Source organism: Vibrio nigripulchritudo ATCC 27043 (genome assembly GCF_000222685.1).
Taxonomy (GTDB): domain Bacteria; phylum Pseudomonadota; class Gammaproteobacteria; order Enterobacterales; family Vibrionaceae; genus Vibrio; species Vibrio nigripulchritudo.
In genome coordinates this window covers 25161-43826 of record NZ_AFWJ01000013.1, presented here as the reverse complement: position 1 = coordinate 43826, position 18666 = coordinate 25161, and the positions used below count along the sequence as shown (strand labels likewise).

Annotated in this window: 22 protein-coding genes; 13 read left to right on the top strand and 9 right to left on the bottom strand. The window is 45.9% G+C overall.

Translation table 11 applies throughout. The features are described from left to right. Positions 1-118 precede the first annotated feature (118 nt). The 4 genes from pyrI to arcA form a co-directional block, all read right to left on the bottom strand. Entirely contained in the window at positions 119-580 is a 462-nt protein-coding gene (pyrI, locus tag RH89_RS02625) for an aspartate carbamoyltransferase regulatory subunit (protein WP_004398421.1), read from the bottom strand. Positions 581-594: 14 nt separating this feature from the next. After that, a complete protein-coding gene (gene pyrB / locus RH89_RS02620; RefSeq protein WP_004398420.1) occupies positions 595-1524 on the bottom strand; it encodes an aspartate carbamoyltransferase in 930 nt (309 codons plus the stop codon). Positions 1525-1740: 216 nt separating this feature from the next. Continuing rightward, complete coding sequence (gene argF, locus RH89_RS02615) at positions 1741-2742, bottom strand: ornithine carbamoyltransferase (protein ID WP_004398419.1); 1002 nt, start codon at positions 2740-2742, stop codon at positions 1741-1743. A 165-nt stretch (positions 2743-2907) separates the two neighbouring features. Continuing rightward, positions 2908-4128 (bottom strand): arginine deiminase, encoded by a 1221-nt coding sequence (gene arcA, locus RH89_RS02610; protein WP_004398418.1) that lies wholly within the window; start codon positions 4126-4128, stop codon positions 2908-2910. A 619-nt stretch (positions 4129-4747) separates the two neighbouring features. Here arcA and rraB point away from each other — a divergent pair. Continuing rightward, the gene (rraB, locus tag RH89_RS02605; RefSeq protein WP_004398417.1) at positions 4748-5158 is read left to right on the top strand and encodes a ribonuclease E inhibitor RraB; all 411 of its coding nucleotides are present in this window, start codon (positions 4748-4750) and stop codon (positions 5156-5158) included. Between the two features lie 174 nt (positions 5159-5332). Next, positions 5333-6130 carry a glycosyl hydrolase 2 galactose-binding domain-containing protein gene (locus RH89_RS02600; RefSeq protein ID WP_004398416.1) on the top strand — a complete coding sequence of 266 codons (798 nt, stop codon included), beginning with the start codon at positions 5333-5335 and terminating at the stop codon, positions 6128-6130. Positions 6131-6173: 43 nt separating this feature from the next. On the opposite strand, the gene RH89_RS28990 is transcribed toward RH89_RS02600, so the two are convergent. Continuing rightward, positions 6174-7079 carry a bifunctional helix-turn-helix transcriptional regulator/GNAT family N-acetyltransferase gene (locus tag RH89_RS28990; protein WP_139063215.1) on the bottom strand — a complete coding sequence of 302 codons (906 nt, stop codon included), beginning with the start codon at positions 7077-7079 and terminating at the stop codon, positions 6174-6176. Positions 7080-7529: 450 nt separating this feature from the next. On the opposite strand from RH89_RS28990, the gene RH89_RS02590 reads away from it, so the two are divergent. Further along, on the top strand, positions 7530-8666 hold the full coding sequence (locus tag RH89_RS02590) for a YjgN family protein (protein WP_004398414.1): 1137 nt from the start codon (positions 7530-7532) through the stop codon (positions 8664-8666). Beyond that, a complete protein-coding gene (locus tag RH89_RS02585) occupies positions 8666-9661 on the top strand; it encodes a M48 family metallopeptidase (protein WP_004398413.1) in 996 nt (331 codons plus the stop codon). Before RH89_RS02590 ends, RH89_RS02585 begins: the two co-directional genes overlap by 1 nt. 79 nt (positions 9662-9740) lie before the next feature. On the opposite strand, the gene RH89_RS02580 is transcribed toward RH89_RS02585, so the two are convergent. Both RH89_RS02580 and RH89_RS02575 read right to left on the bottom strand, forming a co-directional pair. Then, on the bottom strand, positions 9741-10130 hold the full coding sequence (locus RH89_RS02580) for a RidA family protein (RefSeq protein WP_004398412.1): 390 nt from the start codon (positions 10128-10130) through the stop codon (positions 9741-9743). 91 nt (positions 10131-10221) lie between these two features. After that, positions 10222-11475, bottom strand: coding sequence for an amino acid deaminase (locus tag RH89_RS02575; protein WP_004398411.1), 1254 nt, complete (start codon positions 11473-11475; stop codon positions 10222-10224). A 359-nt stretch (positions 11476-11834) separates the two neighbouring features. On the opposite strand from RH89_RS02575, the gene RH89_RS02570 reads away from it, so the two are divergent. Both RH89_RS02570 and RH89_RS02565 read left to right on the top strand, forming a co-directional pair. Beyond that, positions 11835-13271 carry an N-acyl-D-amino-acid deacylase family protein gene (locus RH89_RS02570; protein WP_004398410.1) on the top strand — a complete coding sequence of 479 codons (1437 nt, stop codon included), beginning with the start codon at positions 11835-11837 and terminating at the stop codon, positions 13269-13271. A gap of 43 nt (positions 13272-13314) precedes the next feature. Further along, entirely contained in the window at positions 13315-13707 is a 393-nt protein-coding gene (locus RH89_RS02565; protein ID WP_004398409.1) for a RidA family protein, read from the top strand. Positions 13708-13769: 62 nt separating this feature from the next. Here the strand turns inward: RH89_RS02565 and RH89_RS02560 are convergent, their stop codons facing one another. After that, positions 13770-14321, bottom strand: coding sequence for a YtfJ family protein (locus RH89_RS02560; RefSeq protein WP_004398408.1), 552 nt, complete (start codon positions 14319-14321; stop codon positions 13770-13772). Positions 14322-14544: 223 nt separating this feature from the next. Here RH89_RS02560 and RH89_RS02555 point away from each other — a divergent pair, with 223 nt between their 5' ends. Beyond that, on the top strand, positions 14545-14754 hold the full coding sequence (locus RH89_RS02555) for a DUF1107 domain-containing protein (protein WP_004398407.1): 210 nt from the start codon (positions 14545-14547) through the stop codon (positions 14752-14754). A gap of 8 nt (positions 14755-14762) precedes the next feature. Here the strand turns inward: RH89_RS02555 and msrA are convergent, their stop codons facing one another. Further along, positions 14763-15395 carry a peptide-methionine (S)-S-oxide reductase MsrA gene (gene msrA / locus RH89_RS02550; RefSeq protein WP_004398406.1) on the bottom strand — a complete coding sequence of 211 codons (633 nt, stop codon included), beginning with the start codon at positions 15393-15395 and terminating at the stop codon, positions 14763-14765. Positions 15396-15797: 402 nt separating this feature from the next. Between msrA and RH89_RS02545 the strand changes: the two genes are divergently transcribed. The 6 genes from RH89_RS02545 (at position 15798) to RH89_RS02520 (ending at position 18634) form a co-directional block, all read left to right on the top strand. Beyond that, complete coding sequence (locus tag RH89_RS02545; protein ID WP_022551679.1) at positions 15798-17024, top strand: AraC family transcriptional regulator; 1227 nt, start codon at positions 15798-15800, stop codon at positions 17022-17024. A 103-nt stretch (positions 17025-17127) separates the two neighbouring features. Further along, positions 17128-17328, top strand: coding sequence for a RebB family R body protein (locus RH89_RS02540; protein ID WP_004398404.1), 201 nt, complete (start codon positions 17128-17130; stop codon positions 17326-17328). 52 nt (positions 17329-17380) lie between these two features. Beyond that, the gene (locus RH89_RS02535; protein WP_004398403.1) at positions 17381-17650 is read left to right on the top strand and encodes a RebB family R body protein; all 270 of its coding nucleotides are present in this window, start codon (positions 17381-17383) and stop codon (positions 17648-17650) included. 24 nt (positions 17651-17674) lie between these two features. Next, positions 17675-17941: a RebB family R body protein gene (locus RH89_RS02530; protein ID WP_004398402.1), complete on the top strand. Its 267-nt coding sequence runs from the start codon at positions 17675-17677 to the stop codon at positions 17939-17941. A gap of 52 nt (positions 17942-17993) precedes the next feature. Further along, positions 17994-18281, top strand: coding sequence for a RebB family R body protein (locus tag RH89_RS02525; protein WP_004398401.1), 288 nt, complete (start codon positions 17994-17996; stop codon positions 18279-18281). Between the two features lie 59 nt (positions 18282-18340). Beyond that, positions 18341-18634 (top strand): hypothetical protein, encoded by a 294-nt coding sequence (locus RH89_RS02520; RefSeq protein ID WP_004398400.1) that lies wholly within the window; start codon positions 18341-18343, stop codon positions 18632-18634. Positions 18635-18666: the final 32 nt, after the last annotated feature.

Genomic DNA, 18666 nt, shown 5'->3' with positions numbered 1-18666 from the left:
TTACTCAATCTGCACAGGATGAGCTGGAAAAGCGTCATTTTGGTTAAATTCAGGGCAGTTAACACAAAAAAGCGACCTGATGGTCGCTTTCTGTTTTCTCTACTTTAAACCGCCGCTATTACAGCTCGGTGACGATCTCGCGTGAGAAGGATTTCTCGCAGTATTTACATTTAAGTCTCACGTCACCATTACGCTCTAACAAAGAAAATACCGTGTCTACAGGTTCGAAATTAGAGATACAGTTTGAATTCGGACAGGCAAAAACGCCTTGAATACGTTCCGGTAACGAAAGCGCCAGCTTTTTCACGACCTTGTATTCTTCAATCTGATTTACTGTCGCGTGTGGTGCGTACAGCGCGAGTTTTTGCGCCTGGTCTTCATTGATGAACACGTTCTCAATCTTCAGCAGGTCCTTGGCTCCGAGTGCTGAAGAAGGCAGGTTCAGACCAACGGTGACACGCTGCTCAGAATTGTGCATGTCGAACAGTCTAAGCACTTTAATACCAATGTGCGCAGGGATATGGTCGATCACTGTGCCGTTGCGAATTGCTTCAACTTGCAATTGAGTTTCTTTAGCCATGATGATTCTCCCTGTTACAGAGTTTCGTTAAGAACAAGTGCCAGAAGCGCTTCACGGGCATATACGCCGTTTTCTGCTTGCTGGAAGAAGTATGCGTACGGCGTTTTATCAACATCGACGGTGATTTCATCCACGCGTGGCAACGGGTGAAGTACTTTCAGGTTGTCTTTCGCTTCAGTCAGGGTCGCGGCAGTTAAAACGTAAGCGGACTTGATGTGAGCATATTCAGACTCGTCGAAGCGCTCTTTCTGCACGCGCGTCATATACAGGATGTCCAGTTCCGGAACCACGCTTTCCATTTCGGTGTGCAGGCTGTATTGAATGTTTGCGTCGTCCAGTTCTTCACAGATGTAATCCGGCATCGCCAGTGCTTCTGGGGCAATGAAGAAGAAACGGTTGTTATCGAATTTTGCCAGAGCCTGAGTCAGTGAGTGAACCGTGCGTCCGTATTTCAGGTCGCCTACAAACGCGACATTCAGGTTGTCTAAGCGACCCTGTGTTTCATAAATGCTGAACAGATCCAGCAAAGTCTGTGTAGGGTGCTGGTTCGCACCGTCGCCAGCGTTAATCACAGGCACGTTATTGGAAAACTCAGACGCCAGACGCGCGGCACCTTCTTGTGGATGACGCATAACAAAAGCGTCCACGTAAGAAGAGATAACCTGAACAGAATCGGCCAGCGTTTCGCCTTTTTTAGCCAGCGAAGTGTTGCCGTCGTTGTCGAAACCAATCACGTCTCCACCAATGCGCTGTACCGCTGTTTCGAATGACAGACGCGTACGAGTGGAAGGTTCAAAGAAACAGCTTGCGATGACTTTGTTTTTGATGAGCTCTGGTTGTGGCTCTTTCTTTAACTGAACCGCGGTTTTCACGATCAGTTCCAATTCATCGCGCGACAGCTCTGAAATGGAGATGATGTGCTTTTGATAGAGTGAGTTCGCCATGATCTTCTTCCCTATGGTGATGCCATAAAAAAGCCCCCCTAAATAGGGAGGCTTTAAAAATTACTACGGGAACAATAAAACAAAACAGGGAAGCCTTGATGCTTCTTAATCATCGCTAGAGCAGAGATGAGTGTTGGTTTCATTAATCGTTCCTCAGACAAATTGCGGAGAATTATACGCCTAAGGAACGTGATCGCAAGCGATTACATCAGGTTTTTATCCGAGAGTCGCTACCATCACCGCTTTGATGGTGTGCATTCGGTTTTCTGCCTGATCAAAGACAATCGACTGCTCAGATTCAAACACCTCTTCCGTTACCTCTAAGCCTTGTAATCCGTACTTCTCCGCGATCTCTTTACCAATCACAGTTTCATCGTTGTGGAAGGCTGGCAAACAGTGCATGAACTTGGCATTAGGGTTACCCGTTGCCTGCATAACTTCGGTATTTACCTGGTATGGGGTCATCTGAGCGACACGCTCGTCCCAGGCTTCCGGTGCTTCACCCATCGATACCCAAACATCTGTGTAGAGGAAATCGGCACCTTTTACGCCTTCTGTTACGCTTTCTGTAAAGTGAAGTTGAGCACCCGTGGACTGAGCGATGGTTTGGCATTCGTCAATCAATTCTGCATCTGGCCAGTAAGCTTTCGGAGCTACTACCGTAAAGTGCATCCCCATTTTAGCCGCACCAACCAGTAGTGAATTACCCATGTTGTAACGGGCATCACCTAGGTAGGCAAATTGGATTTCGTGAAGCTGCTTACCTTTGCTGTGTTCCAGCATGGTCAGGAAGTCTGCCAGAATCTGAGTAGGGTGAAACTCATCGGTTAACCCATTCCAGACAGGTACACCTGCGTGCGCTCCCAGTTCTTCAGCAATGTCCTGACCAAACCCCCGGTACTGAATGCCATCGTACATTCTGCCAAGAACACGCGCGGTATCTTTCATCGATTCTTTGTGTCCAATCTGAGAGCCAGATGGACCAATGTAAGAAACCTGGGCTCCCTGATCGAACGCCGCGACTTCAAATGCGCATCGGGTACGGGTAGACGCTTTTTCGAATATTAATGCGATATTCTTGCCGACCAGTTTCTTCTGCTCTGTGCCTGAGTATTTGGCAGCTTTAAGTTGCTGCGACAGCTGAATCAGAAACTCAATTTCTTTAGGCGTATAGTCAAGCAGCTTAAGGAAATTGCGATTACGTAAATTGAAAGCCATAAATCTTCCTTGGGTATTGCCGGTGCGTTAAAATCTACTTATACATATAAATTCACTTTTTGTGAATGATTATTTTTGTGTAATCAAAAAAAGGTTGATGCACATAGCATCAACCTTTTCAGTTTAGCAGCCCAATTATTAGTCAGGCTAAGGAGAGCGGGTATATCAGATTCCATCTCTTTCGATTGGGCAGCTCATGCAACGAGCGCCACCACGACCACGACCCAGTTCATTGCCAGGTATGGTTAAAACTTCAATGCCAGCTTTATCGTATTTTTCGTTGGTGTAAACGTTGCGCTCATATGCCACAACCACACCCGGTTTCACCGTAAGAACGTTATTGGCATCGTTCCACTGTTCACGTTCCGCTTCGTAGTTGTCACCACCTGTAGTGATGATTTTTAACTGATCCAGACCAAGCGCCTGCTCTACGGCGTGGATATAGTTAGGAACTTGCTCAACGTTCATGGCTTTGCCGCCATTAGGGGTAAGACGCCAGGTTTCCAGATCGTTTCGCATGATTTCCGGGTAAACGGAGAACGTGTCGACATCCATATGCGTCATCACCGTATCTAAGTGCATGCAGGAGCGATGTTTCGGCAGATTAATAGCGATCACTTCCGTTGCCTGACCAGTTTCAAACAAGCCAGCCGCCAGGTTTTCTACCCCTTGAGGAGTGGTACGTTCGGACATACCAATCAGAACCGCGCCTTTACCAATAACCAGTACGTCGCCACCTTCAATATTTGCATTGTCGTAGTGCAGATCTTCGTTACCGAAGTACTTAATAAAATCCTGCCCGGCAAATACTGGGTGCCAACGATAGATTGCGCGCAGATGGTTGGTCTCACGTTGGCGCGCAGGCATCATCATAGGGTTCAGTGACACACCGCCGTATACCCAGCAAGAGGTATCACGGGTAAACAGATGGTTAGGCAAAGGCTCAATCACAAAATCCAGTGGCTGATGCATTTTAGGCAGCATGGAAGAAGAAGCGATGGGCAACTCTGAATAGGCTAAACCACCCAGCAATACGGTTGCGAGATGTTCGTCATCCATTTCACTCAGGTAGCTACGCAGCTCACGAGCAAAAGTAGGACCGTATCTAAAGTCAGAAATCTGAGTATTCAGCAGCCATGTTCTCGCTTCAGGTACGGCAAGTGTCTCGACCAGAAGATCGTGCAGCAACAGAACTTCTACACCTTGATCTCGCAGAGTCTGGGCGAACGTATCGTGTTCTTCCCCAGCGGCTTCTACAGCTAGAACGTCATCAAACAACAGTTCCTGGCAATTAGAAGGGGTAAGGTGGGTGAGTGCGCGCTCGGGACGATTTAACAACACTCTGCGCAATTGACCGACTTCAGAGCCGACATACAGCTTACTCATTGGGTGTCCTTTCTTATATATCCATAACTGATCCTCGGGCTTAATTTGTCTTCCAGTACAGGAAGGTAGCCAGAGGATGACCTGCATTAAAATGAGGTCGGACTCACATTTATGGCAAGGATGAGAGCAAGATGCAAGTCGGTAATATAGTGATAATGTCGAAGATAACCGCGTTTTTTCGGAATATATGCCTTTAAAACTTTAATTTGATAAATTTTACTTTCGTTTAACGGTGTGTTGTTACATTCGAACAGATGCCTGAATATTCATCGTGCTCTCACTCAGGCGAATGAGAATGTATGAGCTGGTGTGAATGAAGATGCATGATTCGAGCAATATGTCATAAAAAGCGTTTGTTTTATTCATTTTGACGCCATTCTGCTCTATGCACATTTGCATCATAATTTGGCGGAATAACCAGAAATTGACGTTTTAACCTTCACCTGACTTTGTTCTGTTTCAAAATTTCATTACCCAATTGTTAATATTTTGTTTATGTGACTTAGGGTCAATTTTGAAGTGCAGAAAAAATGCACGGGAAATGGGTTTGTCGGTGGTAATTTTTTACGATCCATGCCATATTTCACGCGTTTTATAACTTTGAGAGCGGAGCAAGCGAATGTCTCAACAAGATGAATACCTATCGGTAGAAGAGTTACTTGAGATTCAGAAAGAAGAAACTCGTGAAATCATCAATGCGTTACTTGAAGACGGCAGTGAGCCCGATGCTCTTTATGACATTGAACATCACCTGTTTGCGGAAGATTTCGACAAGCTGGAAAAAGCCGTTGTTGAAGCCTTTAAAATGGGCTTTGAAGTGCTTGAAGCTGAAGAAACGGAAGACGAAGACGGCAACAAGCTGCTTTGTTGTGACGCCACTATGGAGTCAGCGCTAAACGCAGAAGCCATTGATGAGCAGGTAGAAAAGCTGGTAAACCTTGCTGAGAAATACGACATCATCTACGACGGATGGGGCACGTATTACGAAGGTGAAGATGCCGCCTACGACATTGAAGACGACGAAGAATAACGTTGAATTCACCCAATTTTAAACGCTGGCTTATGCCGGCGTTTTTTATGAATTGTGACCGGGGACTTTTCATGTACAAAAATCGCGTGCTGGTCAGACTATTGAAATTTCATTAGAAATTATGTGTCTTCTTTCATTATAATGCCCCCAAACTTGATCTGGCTCAATTTATCCATGCAACTTTCACTCGCAGGTCTTTGGCAGGTTTCTCCACTGACCGACCTTTCCATCCCGCAGGATGACATTACTTTCCCCGCGCCGCTTAGTCAGGTGTTGCCAGAATCATTGTCTGAAGAATCTATTCGCCAGCAAGAATGGCATTTAATGCACGACATCGACGTTGATGATGCGATGCTGGCTTTTCCTGCGGTAGATTTAGTGATGGCAGGGGTGGATTACTACGCAGAAGTGAGAGTGAACGGCGTTGCCGTATTTGATTGTGATGGTTCACAAAACCGATACAAGAAAGACATTCGACCTTATTTGCAGCCAGGCAGAAACCGATTTGAGATCTTGTTCCTAGAGAAAGACGACGACTGGCTGTTGGAAGAAGAACCGGAAGTGTGCGCGTTGAATCAGGAACCTGTCGTAGAAACCGATTCACGAATTGGTGTCTGGGAGATTCCCTATCTTCAGTTTATTCGCCACCTGAGACTCGATCACATTACAACAGAGCAGATCTGGCACCACGGCGGCGGCTGTGAATTCAAAGTTGATCTTTATTATCAAACATTTGCAGCGGGACTGATTTCTGCCTCGGTGAAGTTTGACGGAATGACTTACCACATTCCAATTGATGTAAGAGCGGATCACGCCACAGCGCTGTTTCAGGTTGAAGCACCACGCTATGCCAACCCGATTTTCCCAAGCGACAAGGATTTATACCAGTTGGACGTAGCCCTAGACGGTCAAAGCCAACAGATGCGAATTGGTCTGAGCAAAGACTTATGCGTTACCCACTTTCCGGTTTAGCACCTAAGTATCCTCTTGAGGATACTTGGGCATATTTGAAGTGTTAGATCGCCTTTGCCATAGCCACTTCGCAGGCATCATGCCCTGTATTACCCCACGGAGCATCCAGATGTTCAAATCCGAGTTTTTCATACAAAGCAATAGCGGCTTTTAAGCAAGCCGTGGTTTCCAGATAGCACTGTGAGAAGCCGTTCTGGCTGGCGTGTTCCATTGCCATTTTAGCGATGGTCTTGGATAAACCTTTTCCCCTTGCTTCTGGCAAAAAGTACATTTTCTGCAACTCACACACTTCTTCTTTACCTTGCAGTGGCGCGTATCCTCCGCCACCAATCACTCTGCCATTACTCTCAATCACCCAGTATTGAGAGCGAGGCTGAGAGTAGGTGTCGTAAAGAAACTCAAGCGTTGGGTCGGCAACACTGAAACCCTCGTTGGAAGACAGCCCATGTTCTTCCGATACCTGACGAATAATGGTTGCCAGCGCCGCATTGTCGCTTTTTCGTATAGGGCGAAGTGTCAGTTCAGAGCTTGCTTCGGCTGTTTCTAAAGCGCGTGTGTAGCTTTCCAGAGCCTTATGTAATACCGATTTCTCTTCTGCCGATAGCTGATTCAGTGCAGCCTGATAACGTGCGTTTTGCTGGTGGTTCAACTGAGCAAGTTGCTTTTCCCCTTTGGGAGTCAGTGCATAAAGGATGCTGCGCTTATCTTCTTTATTGGTCGACACTTCGACACACTCTTTACTCGCGAGACTTTTCAGAGTTCGGCTGGCATTGGATTTGTCGACATGAAGCTTTTGTGCGACTTGGTTAACCGTAAGAGGGCATTGTTCCAGTTCAATCAGGCAGTGTGCCTGCACTGGAGAAAGTTCAACATCACCGCACTGTTTGTCTAACATGCCGAGCTGACGGACAAGATCGCGTGAGAGGGTTCGTAAAGTAGAGACATTCATAAGGCTGATTAAATTTAGTTGCGAATAGCAACTAAATTTAATGGTCAATGATTACTAGATCAAGTGGTGCATGATTACGTTAGTTAAAAGCTGTGATCCGACTCTTCTTTAGCTCGCGTTCTAATGATCAGTTTCTGATAGAACAAGTGGCTTTAGCGCTACGAAATGTCCTTTCCTTAAATAGTCATAGAAGATTGTTTTCGGTTTTTTGATTGCTTTTTCCAATTAAAAGACTTCTATCTAGTTCGCAAACATGAAATTAACTCGCATTTAGTGATCAAGTAAGTGGCTGAAAAAGCGTCATATTGGTATTTTAGTCACGCACTTATGTAAGTGTTTGTATATCAATTTAAGGAAACGTGAAGTTTCTTCACTTAGCTACAAAACAAATCGCTGACTTTTCGCCCCACATTTCACAATCGAAAAGCAGCCACGTCAGAATGGATAATTATGGAAGATAAAAACAAAAAGAACCCTTTCAAATTTGAAGGGGAAGGCTCTGAATTTTTTGGAATTTGGATTGTAAATATACTTTTGTCGGTGATTACGCTCGGAATCTATTCCGCCTGGGCAAAAGTGCGTACTAATCAGTATTTTTATGGCAACACTAAGTTAGATAATGATGGCTTTGAATATCACGCCAAACCCATGCAGATCTTAAAAGGACGTATTGTTGCGGCGGTGTGTCTTGTAGCCTGGAGTATCTCAAACCAATTTTTCCCAATCGTTTCATCGGTACTCATACTCGCATTTCTGGTCATATTGCCTTGGCTAGCGTGGAGCAATGCTCGTTTTGATGCTGCCATGACCAGTTACCGCAACGTACATTTCTCGTTTACGGGCACACTAAAAGAGGCTTATATCGCGCTGTTTGGCAGAGGTCTGGTCGTGTTTGCACTCTTCATGTTCGGCACAATGTCGATACACTTTGGCATTGTTCCTCTCGCGGCGGTCTTGCTACTGAGTGTCCCTTTTGCTTTTGTTTGGGTAACTGTCGGTATATCGAACTATTTTGCTAACGGTTATCGCTATGGCAAACGCCAGTTTTCAGCGGAATACACCTTGGGCGACTACATGAAGATCTACCTTAAAGCCATGCTGTTTGGCGCGGTAGTAATGATTGCTATTGGGGCTGTGGTTGCGGTTGTTGCGGGTTCTACCATCTTTACCTCGGGCTTTGACTTTGGCAATGCAAATATCTTCGGTTCAATCATTGTTATCTACATCGGTCTCTTCTTTGGTGGTGTGGTAGTAAATGCCTATAAAGCGGCACAAATTCGCAATTACACCTTTGCTGAACTATCCGTAAAAGATGCGGACAACCAAAACGATGAGTTTAAATTCGAATCTACTCTGGATACTTGGAGTTACGTCGGTTTGATCGTGACCAACTTCCTGCTTCAACTGGTAACTCTGGGCATTGCAAGACCATGGGTGATGGTTCGAACCAGCCGATACCTTGCAGACAACACGTATGTCATTGGTGACCTGTCAAACCTTGTGGTTGAAGGTGAAGAGCAAGACATGAAGTCAGCGATTTCTGATGAAATCTCCGAAGCATTTGATGTCAATATCGGGATTGGCTAATGCGTATTAAGGGGATTGCTCATCCACCTCTCAGCTCCGCGAAATCAGACGCGGAGCTGGATTTATCGCAACGAGATTTTATGTACCTTCATGTGGATGGACAGATCGTGAGTGCGTCTATCCACGACATAGAGGTCACTCCCTCACCGGGTAAACTTCCCCCTAAGATTCGCTTTCCATCTGGATGGCTTTTTGTGCCAGAGCGAGCGGATGAGGTGAATGCGTACCTCACGAAACACGGAAAGAAAGGGCTACTTGGCAAGCTAGAGACCAATCTCACGGCGATTCTGGTGAGTGCTTTGCTGATCATCGGGCTCACGATTGGCACCTTTACCCACGGTATTCCCTGGTTTAGCCAGCAAATGGTGGATTGGGTGCCCGACGAAGCACATGAAACGCTGGCAGACTATGTGCTTAAGTCGATTGATGAGGAATGGCTGCTGCCTTCGGAGTTATCTGAAGATGAACAAGCGCGAATCCGAGAACGTTTTTACGCTCAGGTTCAAAGCTTACCTCCGACAAAATTTCAGCCGCAGTTAGAGTTTCGAAAGTCTGGTGACTTTCCGAATGCGTTTGCACTGAGCGGTGGTGTGATCATCATGCTGGATGAGATGGTAGAACTGGCCGAATCGGATGAAGAGGTCGACGCCATATTGCTTCACGAACTTGGGCATATCCATCATCAGCATGTGATGAAAAGGCTGATTTCTTCCAGTCTGGTATCAGCCACGGTCGCACTCCTGACCGGGGAAAGTTCCGGCATGATTGACACCATGGTCGGTGCTGGTGTGTTTTTAATGCAGAGCGGTCATTCCAGAGAAGCCGAGCGCGAAGCAGATGAATATGCCAAAGCTTCGTTAATCACTTTGCATGGCAGCAGTGAGCCGCTGGCGAAGATTTTCGAGCGTCTACACGAGTCTGCGATAGACATACCCGAATGGTTAAGCACCCATCCAGATATGGAAGAGCGGATAGAAGAGGCGAGAGAGCCATAGCTAGCGCTTATCCCCAGCTCAGGCTAAATAAAAAACGAGTGCAATCGCACTCGTTTTTTAATGGAACTAAAGCGAATCGTTACTTACGAACGGCAATCGCTTCAATTTCAATTTTTACGTCTTTTGGCAGACGAGCCACTTCTACACAAGAACGCGCAGGGTAGTTTGCTACGTCGTGTTCGTCGAAGAATTTGCCGTACACTTCGTTTACTGTACCGAAGTCGTTTAGGTCTTTAACAAATACAGTCAGTTTTACGATGTCAGCTACAGTCAGACCTGAAGATTCAACCACTGCTTTTACGTTTTCAAGAGACTGACGCGCCTGAGATTCGATGTCTTCTGGCACTTCACCCGTTGCCGGAATTACAGGGATTTGACCTGATGTCAGTACCATGTTGCCTAAATCAACACCTTGTACGTATGGACCAATTGCAGCAGGGGCAGAATCTGTATGTAGAACTTTCGTCATTGTTTTCGTTTCCACGTTGTTCAAAAGGTGTTTCAGTTTGCCTTGTCGTTCTCATGACGTAAAGCTTTGCATTAGTTTCTAGGCGTATGTTTTAGAACTGAGTTTCCACTAGGTGCGTTACTTGGTAGTCATCATCACACACACATACATAGCGCCACTTATCAAACGTTAAGCAAGGGTGAGAGGTAGAAAATACCACAATATCGCCCACCTTCAGGTTGCTGTCTTCTGGAGTCGATACATAAGTATGTTGATCCATGATATCTGTTGCTTTTAGTCCCGTGATATCCAGTAACTCGCCGTTGCGATAACGTCTCACTGGGGTTGGCAGACCGGCATCAAATGCCACGTCCCGTTTGCCTAACCCTACGATGGCTTTTCCCGGTTCAGGAGTAGAAATTACATACGCCCACATTTCCAGTGAAGAAGTTAAGTCGCTTCCCATGTGACAAGCTACACTGTTGTCCCGCGCACTGCGGTCGATCACTTTTTGCTGTGCATCCTGATAGATGCCTGTGTCGTGGATAAGGTAGCAACCGGGGCGGATAACCGTGGTGAGGTAGGACTGATGCATAAAGCACTCGGAAACCACGTCATACCAGGCAGACCCAGCACCTGTAAGAATCGGGCACTGACGTTTAATTACCCCTTGCTGCTTGAAAGACAAAGCCAGTTCCACAGCACTGCCAATAAAGTAGCGAATGCGGCGTTCAGAATCTTCACAATGATGAATTGCACCTTCATAGAATTCGACACCATGAAGTTCAACGCCCGGTAACTCGTGGATCAATCCAGCCAGTTGCTGCATGGTTTCTGGGTGGCGCACGCCACAACGTCCTCCTGCCATGCCATATTCGATCAGCAAATTGATCTCTTGCTGGCGACCGTTGAAATACTGGCTCAACTGCTCGATGTTGTCTTGTGAATCGACGCAGCAATACAATTCTATGTCTGGGTTCTCTAGAAGCTGAGAAGCACGCGCCATGTTTGCTTTTCCCACTAACTGATTTGCAAGCAGGATGCGTTTCGCTCCGGCTTCAAATGCGACCCATGCCTGCTGAATGTTCGCGACAGTAATTCCCCATGCACCTGCTTCCAATTGTTGTTTGAACAGTGCAGGGCTCATCGTGGTTTTACCGTGGGGTGCCAGCTTCACCAAATGCTGATCAGCGAAGGACTGCATCCATTGAAGATTGTTACGAACAGCAGAATGCTTGATAACGGCAGCGGGCAACATGATCTCTTCGTCGATCAGGCTGTATTTTCCAGATTCGTTCGATTGAACCCAAACCCCTTTAGTACCAACGTTATCCAGTATGTCTTGGTAATTTGTAACACTCTTCATGATTTCTCTTTCCGCATCCTATTTTTTCTAACAAGGTCAAAACACCTGTGAGAACTTTGCGTTATCGCGATCTTTGCTTTTTGTTGTGATAGAAAGTATCACACAAGTTTTAATAAACTGTGCGTATTCTCACTGTTTGGTAAATTCATTACTCCTAATATCGGATTCATACTGAGGCGAGTTCATTGATATTCACGTATTAACCTGAATGTTGTTGTTGATTTAACTTGCTGTTTTAACTTTCTATTTTTTTGTATGCAGAGCGTAAGTGTCAGAAGACGTAGCAAATCGATATGGTTTCTTCGTTTCACTGTATTCGGAATGTTAGAAATAAACACGAAGCCTACAGGGGAACGTAAATGCACTACGATGTGGTGTTCAGAAATGTCCATCTGATCGACGGGACAGGAGCGGATGGATACAGCGCTGATGTCGCCATACATAACGAGAAGATCGCAGCGATAGGCGATCTTGCCAACGCACAGGCGATCACTCTGATCGACGGACAGAATCTGGTGTTGTCACCCGGATTTGTGGATGTTCATACCCATGACGATACTAACGTGATCCGCTACCCGGACTGCCTGCCAAAGATCAGTCAGGGTGTCACAACGGTAATTGTGGGCAACTGTGGTATCAGTGCATCACCAGCTGTACTAAGTGGCGAGCCGCCCGATCCAATGAATCTTCTTGGTAAGCAGTCAGACTTTGTCTATCCCACATTTAAATCTTACGCCGAAGCCGTAGAGGCTGCGATTCCTGCGGTTAATGTGGCGGCACTGGTTGGTCATACAACGCTTCGCAATAATGTGATGGATGAACTTCATCGCCCGGCGTCTGGTGATGAAATTACCGCGATGAAAAATACGCTTCATCAAGCCATGGCAGAAGGGGCTATAGGGCTCAGTTCTGGTTTGGCTTACGCCAGTGCGAAACAGGCACCCACTGAAGAAGTGATGGCATTGGCTGAAGAGCTAGCGGAATTTGGCGGCATTTATACGACACACATGCGAACCGAGTTTGAGCAGATTCTGGAGGCGATGGACGAAGCTTTTCGAACCGGGAAGCATGCCAAAGTGCCGGTGGTGATTTCTCACCTGAAATGCGCTGGGGCAGGCAACTGGGGTCGCACGGTTGAGGTGCTAGAACTGATGGACCACACCGCTAAACATCAGGATGTGTGTTGCGACTGCTATCCGTATTCTGCCAGTTCTTCCACTCTTGATCTCAAACAGGTGACTAGTGACTTTGATATCTTTATTACCTGGTCGGATCCACGTCCGGATTTAGCAGGGCGAATGCTGAAAGACATCGCCAGTGAGCTGGATCTGTCTCTGATGGATGCGGCGAAAGCCCTTCAGCCAGCGGGTGCGGTATATCACTGCATGGATGAAGATGACGTGGAGCGCGTGCTGAAATATCGGTTATCTATGGTGGGGTCTGACGGTTTACCAAACGATCCTCACCCGCACCCAAGGCTTTGGGGGACGTTCCCTAAAGTGCTGGGTCATTATTCTCGCGAGAGACAGTTATTCTCGCTGCCCACTGCTGTTCATAAAATGACAGGCATGTCAGCGAAGCGATTTGGGCTGTCTCAGCGCGGGGAAATCAAAGAAGGTAACTTTGCCGATCTGGTGTTGTTTGACCCAAGCCAGATTAAAGACGAAGCGACGTTTGAAAACCCGGTCGCAGCAGCAAGAGGCATTCACCTTGTGATGGTGAATGGCAAGATTTCATACCAAAACGGGCAAGTCGCCACAGCGCGACATGGTCGAATGTTATATCGAAATAAATAATGATGAGGGATTTGCCCTCGAAGTATCAAAACTGGAGAGTATTATGACAATTAAACGTTATGGCGTTGAAGGCGGTACAGGCACAGGTGGTCAGCACCTTCCGTTTGCAAGAGCAACAGAAGCGGGTGGTTTCTTGTATGTGTCTGGCCAAACGCCGATGACGGATGGCGAGGTGGTTGAAGGCGGCATTGTGGATCAGTCTCGTCTGGCGATTCAAAACTGCGTCGACATCATGACAGAAGCCGGTTACGGGCTTGAAGATGTGGTTCACGTGAAAGTCGTGCTAACGGATTCACGTTACTTCCAGTCATTCAACAAAGTATTTAAAGAGTTCTTTGGCGAACATCCTCCGGCGCGCATTTGCATGGTGTGTGATTTGGTGGTGGATGTGAAAGTGGAAGTGGATGTCACCTGTTACCGAGAAGACCGCCGCTGATCGAGAAAATACAATAAAAGAGCGCCTTTTGTGAGTATAAGGCGCTCTTTTCTATTAGGGGATTAAAGGCTGGCTTTGACCAGTTCGATCACTTTGGCGATTTCATCCTGGCTGAGTGATCCTTCTTTCACAAACAGCACTTGTCCTGCTTTGTCGATCACTGCAATGGCAGAGCTTTCTTCCTGAAGTTCCCAGGTACTGGCAACCGCCCCTTTCTTGTCCAGAATAATGGACGACCAGGAAAACTCCTTCTTGCTGTCTTCAGCCGAAGATTTCACAAACGATCCTGTTCCCCACATAGCATCATCCTGATTGATGATGGTCGTGGTCTGGTATGAATCTCGTGGAAACTTCGCTTCGGTAATGGCTGCCATTAAAGGCGCATTCATCTTTTTCGAACTGGAACGACCTGCAATCGCCTGAATGACTCGCACTTTGCCATTCAGATTGCCAGTCGACCATTCTGAGTATTCAATTTTATCGCCATTCAGCACCAGTTCGCCGTGGCTGGAAACGGTGGCAGAGGGCAAATTCTTGCCCACTTCAATGGTGTGCGCCATGCCCATCATCGGGGCAGCAGCAAGCACTAGGGTGGAGAGCAGTTTTATTTTCATCATGTTATCCGGCTGATTTCATTAATGAGTATTTAGTTATGGTTGTTGCGGGTGCTAAAGTAAGTCGCTGATTTAAAAGCAGGGTACTCAAGTTAACGTGTCCGCATTCACAGGTTAGCCCAAATTCGTTCTATTAAGCGAATACTTGGCTCCAATTTTGCAAATTTGAACACACAAACTCATCACAGATGGTAAAAGCGTCAAAAAAGGGATGGAGGGAATCATGGAACGGGTATTTAAGCACTATCATCCAAGACAGATAGCTAAGTTCGTCAAAATTCTGTTCAAGGGATCGTTCAGCATCTCGGGAATAGGGATGTTCTATTTCGAACAGGGTAAGGTGTTACTACCTGATATCAAAAACAAAGAAATGCTTGAAGTAATGAAGGAAGTCAATGCGACCATCGACTCCCTTTCTGGGTTTGCCGCTTAAGCTATTTTTTAGCTTTCTGGCGGGAAGCACACACCTGTACCACCCAAGCCGCAGTAGCCCTGTGGGTTCTTCGCTAAATATTGCTGGTGGTAGGTTTCGGCATAAAAGTATGTCGGTGCTGGCAATACTTCTGTAGTAATGTCATCACGCTGCTCGGCAGATAAGGCTTTTTGATATTCCAGCTTTGAATCCACCGCTAACATCATTTGCTCTTCACTGGTCACGTAAATTGCGCTGCGATATTGAGTACCGAGGTCATTGCCCTGACGCATCCCCTGAGTTGGATCGTGATTTTCCCAGAATGCCTGTAGCAAAGCTTTAAACGAGATAACCTGCGGGTCGAATACCACGCGCACCACTTCTGTATGACCAGTTTGTCCGGTACAGACTTCTTCATAGGTTGGGTTTTGAGTAAAGCCCCCCGCATAACCTACCGATGTTGAGACAACACCTTCAAGTTTCCAGAAAAGACGCTCTGCTCCCCAAAAACAGCCTAAGCCAAATATTACTTCTTGCTGGCTTTCAGTCGGCTTGTCGAAAATGTTGGTTTGGTTAACAAAGTGCGTCGCTTCAACGCTCAACGGTGCATCGCGACCTGGCAGTGCGTCGTTAGCTGAAACCAAGGTTTGTTTATCTGCCATGTGGATTCCTTTCTGATGATGGTGAAGAGGTATTAAATAGCAGAGTGGTCAATGAATCAATAGAACGGTGAGTAAAGTTATCGAGCTTAAATACGTAAGGAGTACGGTTTAATTGATAAAATTATTATATTTATCTGTTCTGTTAATATTTAAAAATATTAACAGAGTAAGTTTCTATTACTTATGTAATAAATTCTAACGGACCTTAAATGCTTCATGTTTAATGAATATATGACTGATTTTATTTAAGTAAGTGTTTTATATATTAAACCTTATTACAGTTTTTGATTAATTTGTCGTCTCAGTTTTTTGTTTGATCGAGATTATATACATATTCTCGGCATAGAATGGCTCGTAAAGATCGTAATATACACCAATATTTTAATAAGTTACCCAACTAGGATGTGTGTTCAACGTAATTGGCTAAATAAAAAGGAATTAATTTTGAACACGACATCGCGAGTAATAAAAACGTCATCTTGTATTTCAGAAGAACATGATTTGGTGAAACACCACCAAGAACAATTCCCCATAATTGGAACATCGGCATCGGCTCTGAGAACCAAGCAGCAAATACAGTTTGCCAAAGAAATGAACGTGTCTGTGTTTATTACGGGGGAAAAGGGCACAGAGAAAACGGAAGTGGCTCAGTATATTCATGATAATAGGCTGAATATTAATGGAAAACTGATTCGGCTCTCTCCTAATTTTAGTAGCCCAGATGTATACAAACTCTATCTGAAGAAAGCGATAACAGATGCTCAGTCAGGGACGTTATTACTCGAAGATATAGATGAACTCTCCCGAGAAATTCAGGATTTTCTAATTTATGCTTTTACCATTGATGGCTACCAAGAAAAATTGAATAAACAGAATGTTTCATTAATGGTTTCATGTAACACGTCAATATATTCCTTAAAAGAAAGCAATGCTTTTCTCAGTGTTCTTTTAGAATGCAATATACCGTATATGGAGATTAATATTTCTCCTCTTAGTGAGAGAAAGGAGGATATTCCAGAACTCATTACCCATGTCATGAAAAAATTTGATCTGCAAGAAGGTACTTCCATTACGGAGGGGGCTCAATACCTTCTCAATCAATATCATTGGCCAGGAAATCTCACCCAGCTTCGAAGTCTTTTGGTGTTGCTTGCCTCCTGCAGTTATGGGGAAATTACCGAACAGGATGTGTTGTCCGTCGGTGTAATTAAAAAGACCGACTGTTCATACGATATATTTGAAACCATCTTAGAAAAAAGGTTTGAGAGGTTGGAAAATCTTCACCCAGCATTGAAGAAAGCGCTGATTTACCTCGGGGAAAACTACACAGAATCGATCAAACTGACGGACATGGCTTCTGCCTCTTACACCAGCCCTTCACACCTGTCTTTCCTGTTTCGGGAGCACCTGAATTTGTCTTTTAAAGGCATTTTGGTTCGGGTACGCATTCAACGTGCCAAACAGCTCTTTGATGCGTCACCCATGCTTAAAGTCACCGATGTCTGCCTGCAATCTGGCTTTGGCGATCTCAGTCATTTTGAAAAAATGTTTAAACGGTATGCCGGATGCACGCCTCGCCAGTATCGGGCTCAAAACAGACAACGTCCTCAATTCTCTTTAGCCGTCTAGAAAGGATTGATTCAAACCCCTCGATAGTCCGTCGGTTTCGCCAAGTTGAAACCCAGCTGAGTGCTTAATATGAGAAGCAAGAACGGACACAAAGATTCATTGAATGGAAATCGATATAGAAAAAATGCTGCGTGAGTTTTCGCCGGTGACCTCAAGAAATATGCATCTCAACATGGTTGCAGACTCTCTGGGGAAAGCGTCAGAAAACGCCACTCACGCGCAGCAACAGATCCAAACCATATTGATCACCAATACGGCACTGGGGTCTGGATTGATTTATTCGATTGCCGCCAAAGGATCTTAGCCGGTTCTGAGGCGCACTTTGGTGTGTCTCTTCATCAAAAGGAGCACTAACTATGTCAGTGAACGGAGCCGTTACAGATTCTGTAACGCAAGTAAATACCTCTGTGGTCGGTGAAACGCCTGCTATGGCAGAAGGAAACCTGTTGCTTGCTACCAGCCATGCAATGGGCATTTCTGCACACAATAGCACGGGGGCAAACCAGCAGGCCCAATTGGTACATCAGACTTCAACCATTCAAGGCGTGAACTCGCTGTTTGCCACTGGCACAGCAGTGGTCGGACGCAGTGTTGAACTGATTTTAGAACCTCAACCAGCAGCTTAATCAATAGAAAACTAGGAGATTATTATGGCTGATACTGTAAACGCACAAGTGACTGATTCGGTCACTCAAGTTAATACAAAAGTCGTGGGTGAAACACCAGCAATGGCAATGGGCAACCTGCTTATGTCTACCAGCCACGCGTTGAGCAACGCCGCCCACAACGCAACGGCAGCGCAGCAGCAAGCGCAAATCACCATGCAGGCAGCAACGGTGCAGGGTGTGAACTCACTGATGGCGATCGGTTCATCTGTGATTGGTCGTGGTGCAGAAGGCATCATTGAGAAAGGTTAATCCTTAGCTCGATTCGCAATTTCTTCAATTAACGTATTAAAAGGACGAACGTATGTCAGAAGCAGCAACAGCACCGACAACAGTCAACGGTCAGGTGACCGATTCGGTTACTCAGGTAAACACCAAAGTTGTGGGTGAAACACCAGCCATGGCAATGGGTAACTTGCTTATGTCTACCAGCCAGGCGCTGGGCACAGCCGCTCACAATGCCACAGCAGGTCAGCAGCAAGCGCAAATTACCATGCAAGCAGCAACGGTGCAGGGCGTTAACTCTCTTATGTCTATCGGTAGCTCGGTTATTGGTCGAAGCGCTGAAGGCATTATCGAGAAAGACGCGTAATGCAGAAAGCACCTTTGCCTGAAAACGATGGCAAAGGTGCATTCTAAGGAGACTTGAATATGAAAGACATCAATTCCCCACCGGATCAAGATAACTCGGCATTTAATGCCGCCAACCAGTCGGTGGCACAGTCTTCGGCAATCGCACTGGCTGATGCCACAGACAACTTAAGAAACCTAAACACCCTGAGCACGACAGCAATTGGCACCGCACTAAGTCAGATGCTGGAAACCGGTGACACCAAATACTTTGAGATCATCGATCAAGCTCAGCGGGTCGTCACCAACGGTGCCGAAAACTTTGGTGTGGTCGGTGAGAAGGTAGCCACTGTTCTGCAGGATCAGGCTCAGTAAATGCCATTGCAGAGTGTTGCTTTGTAATCACG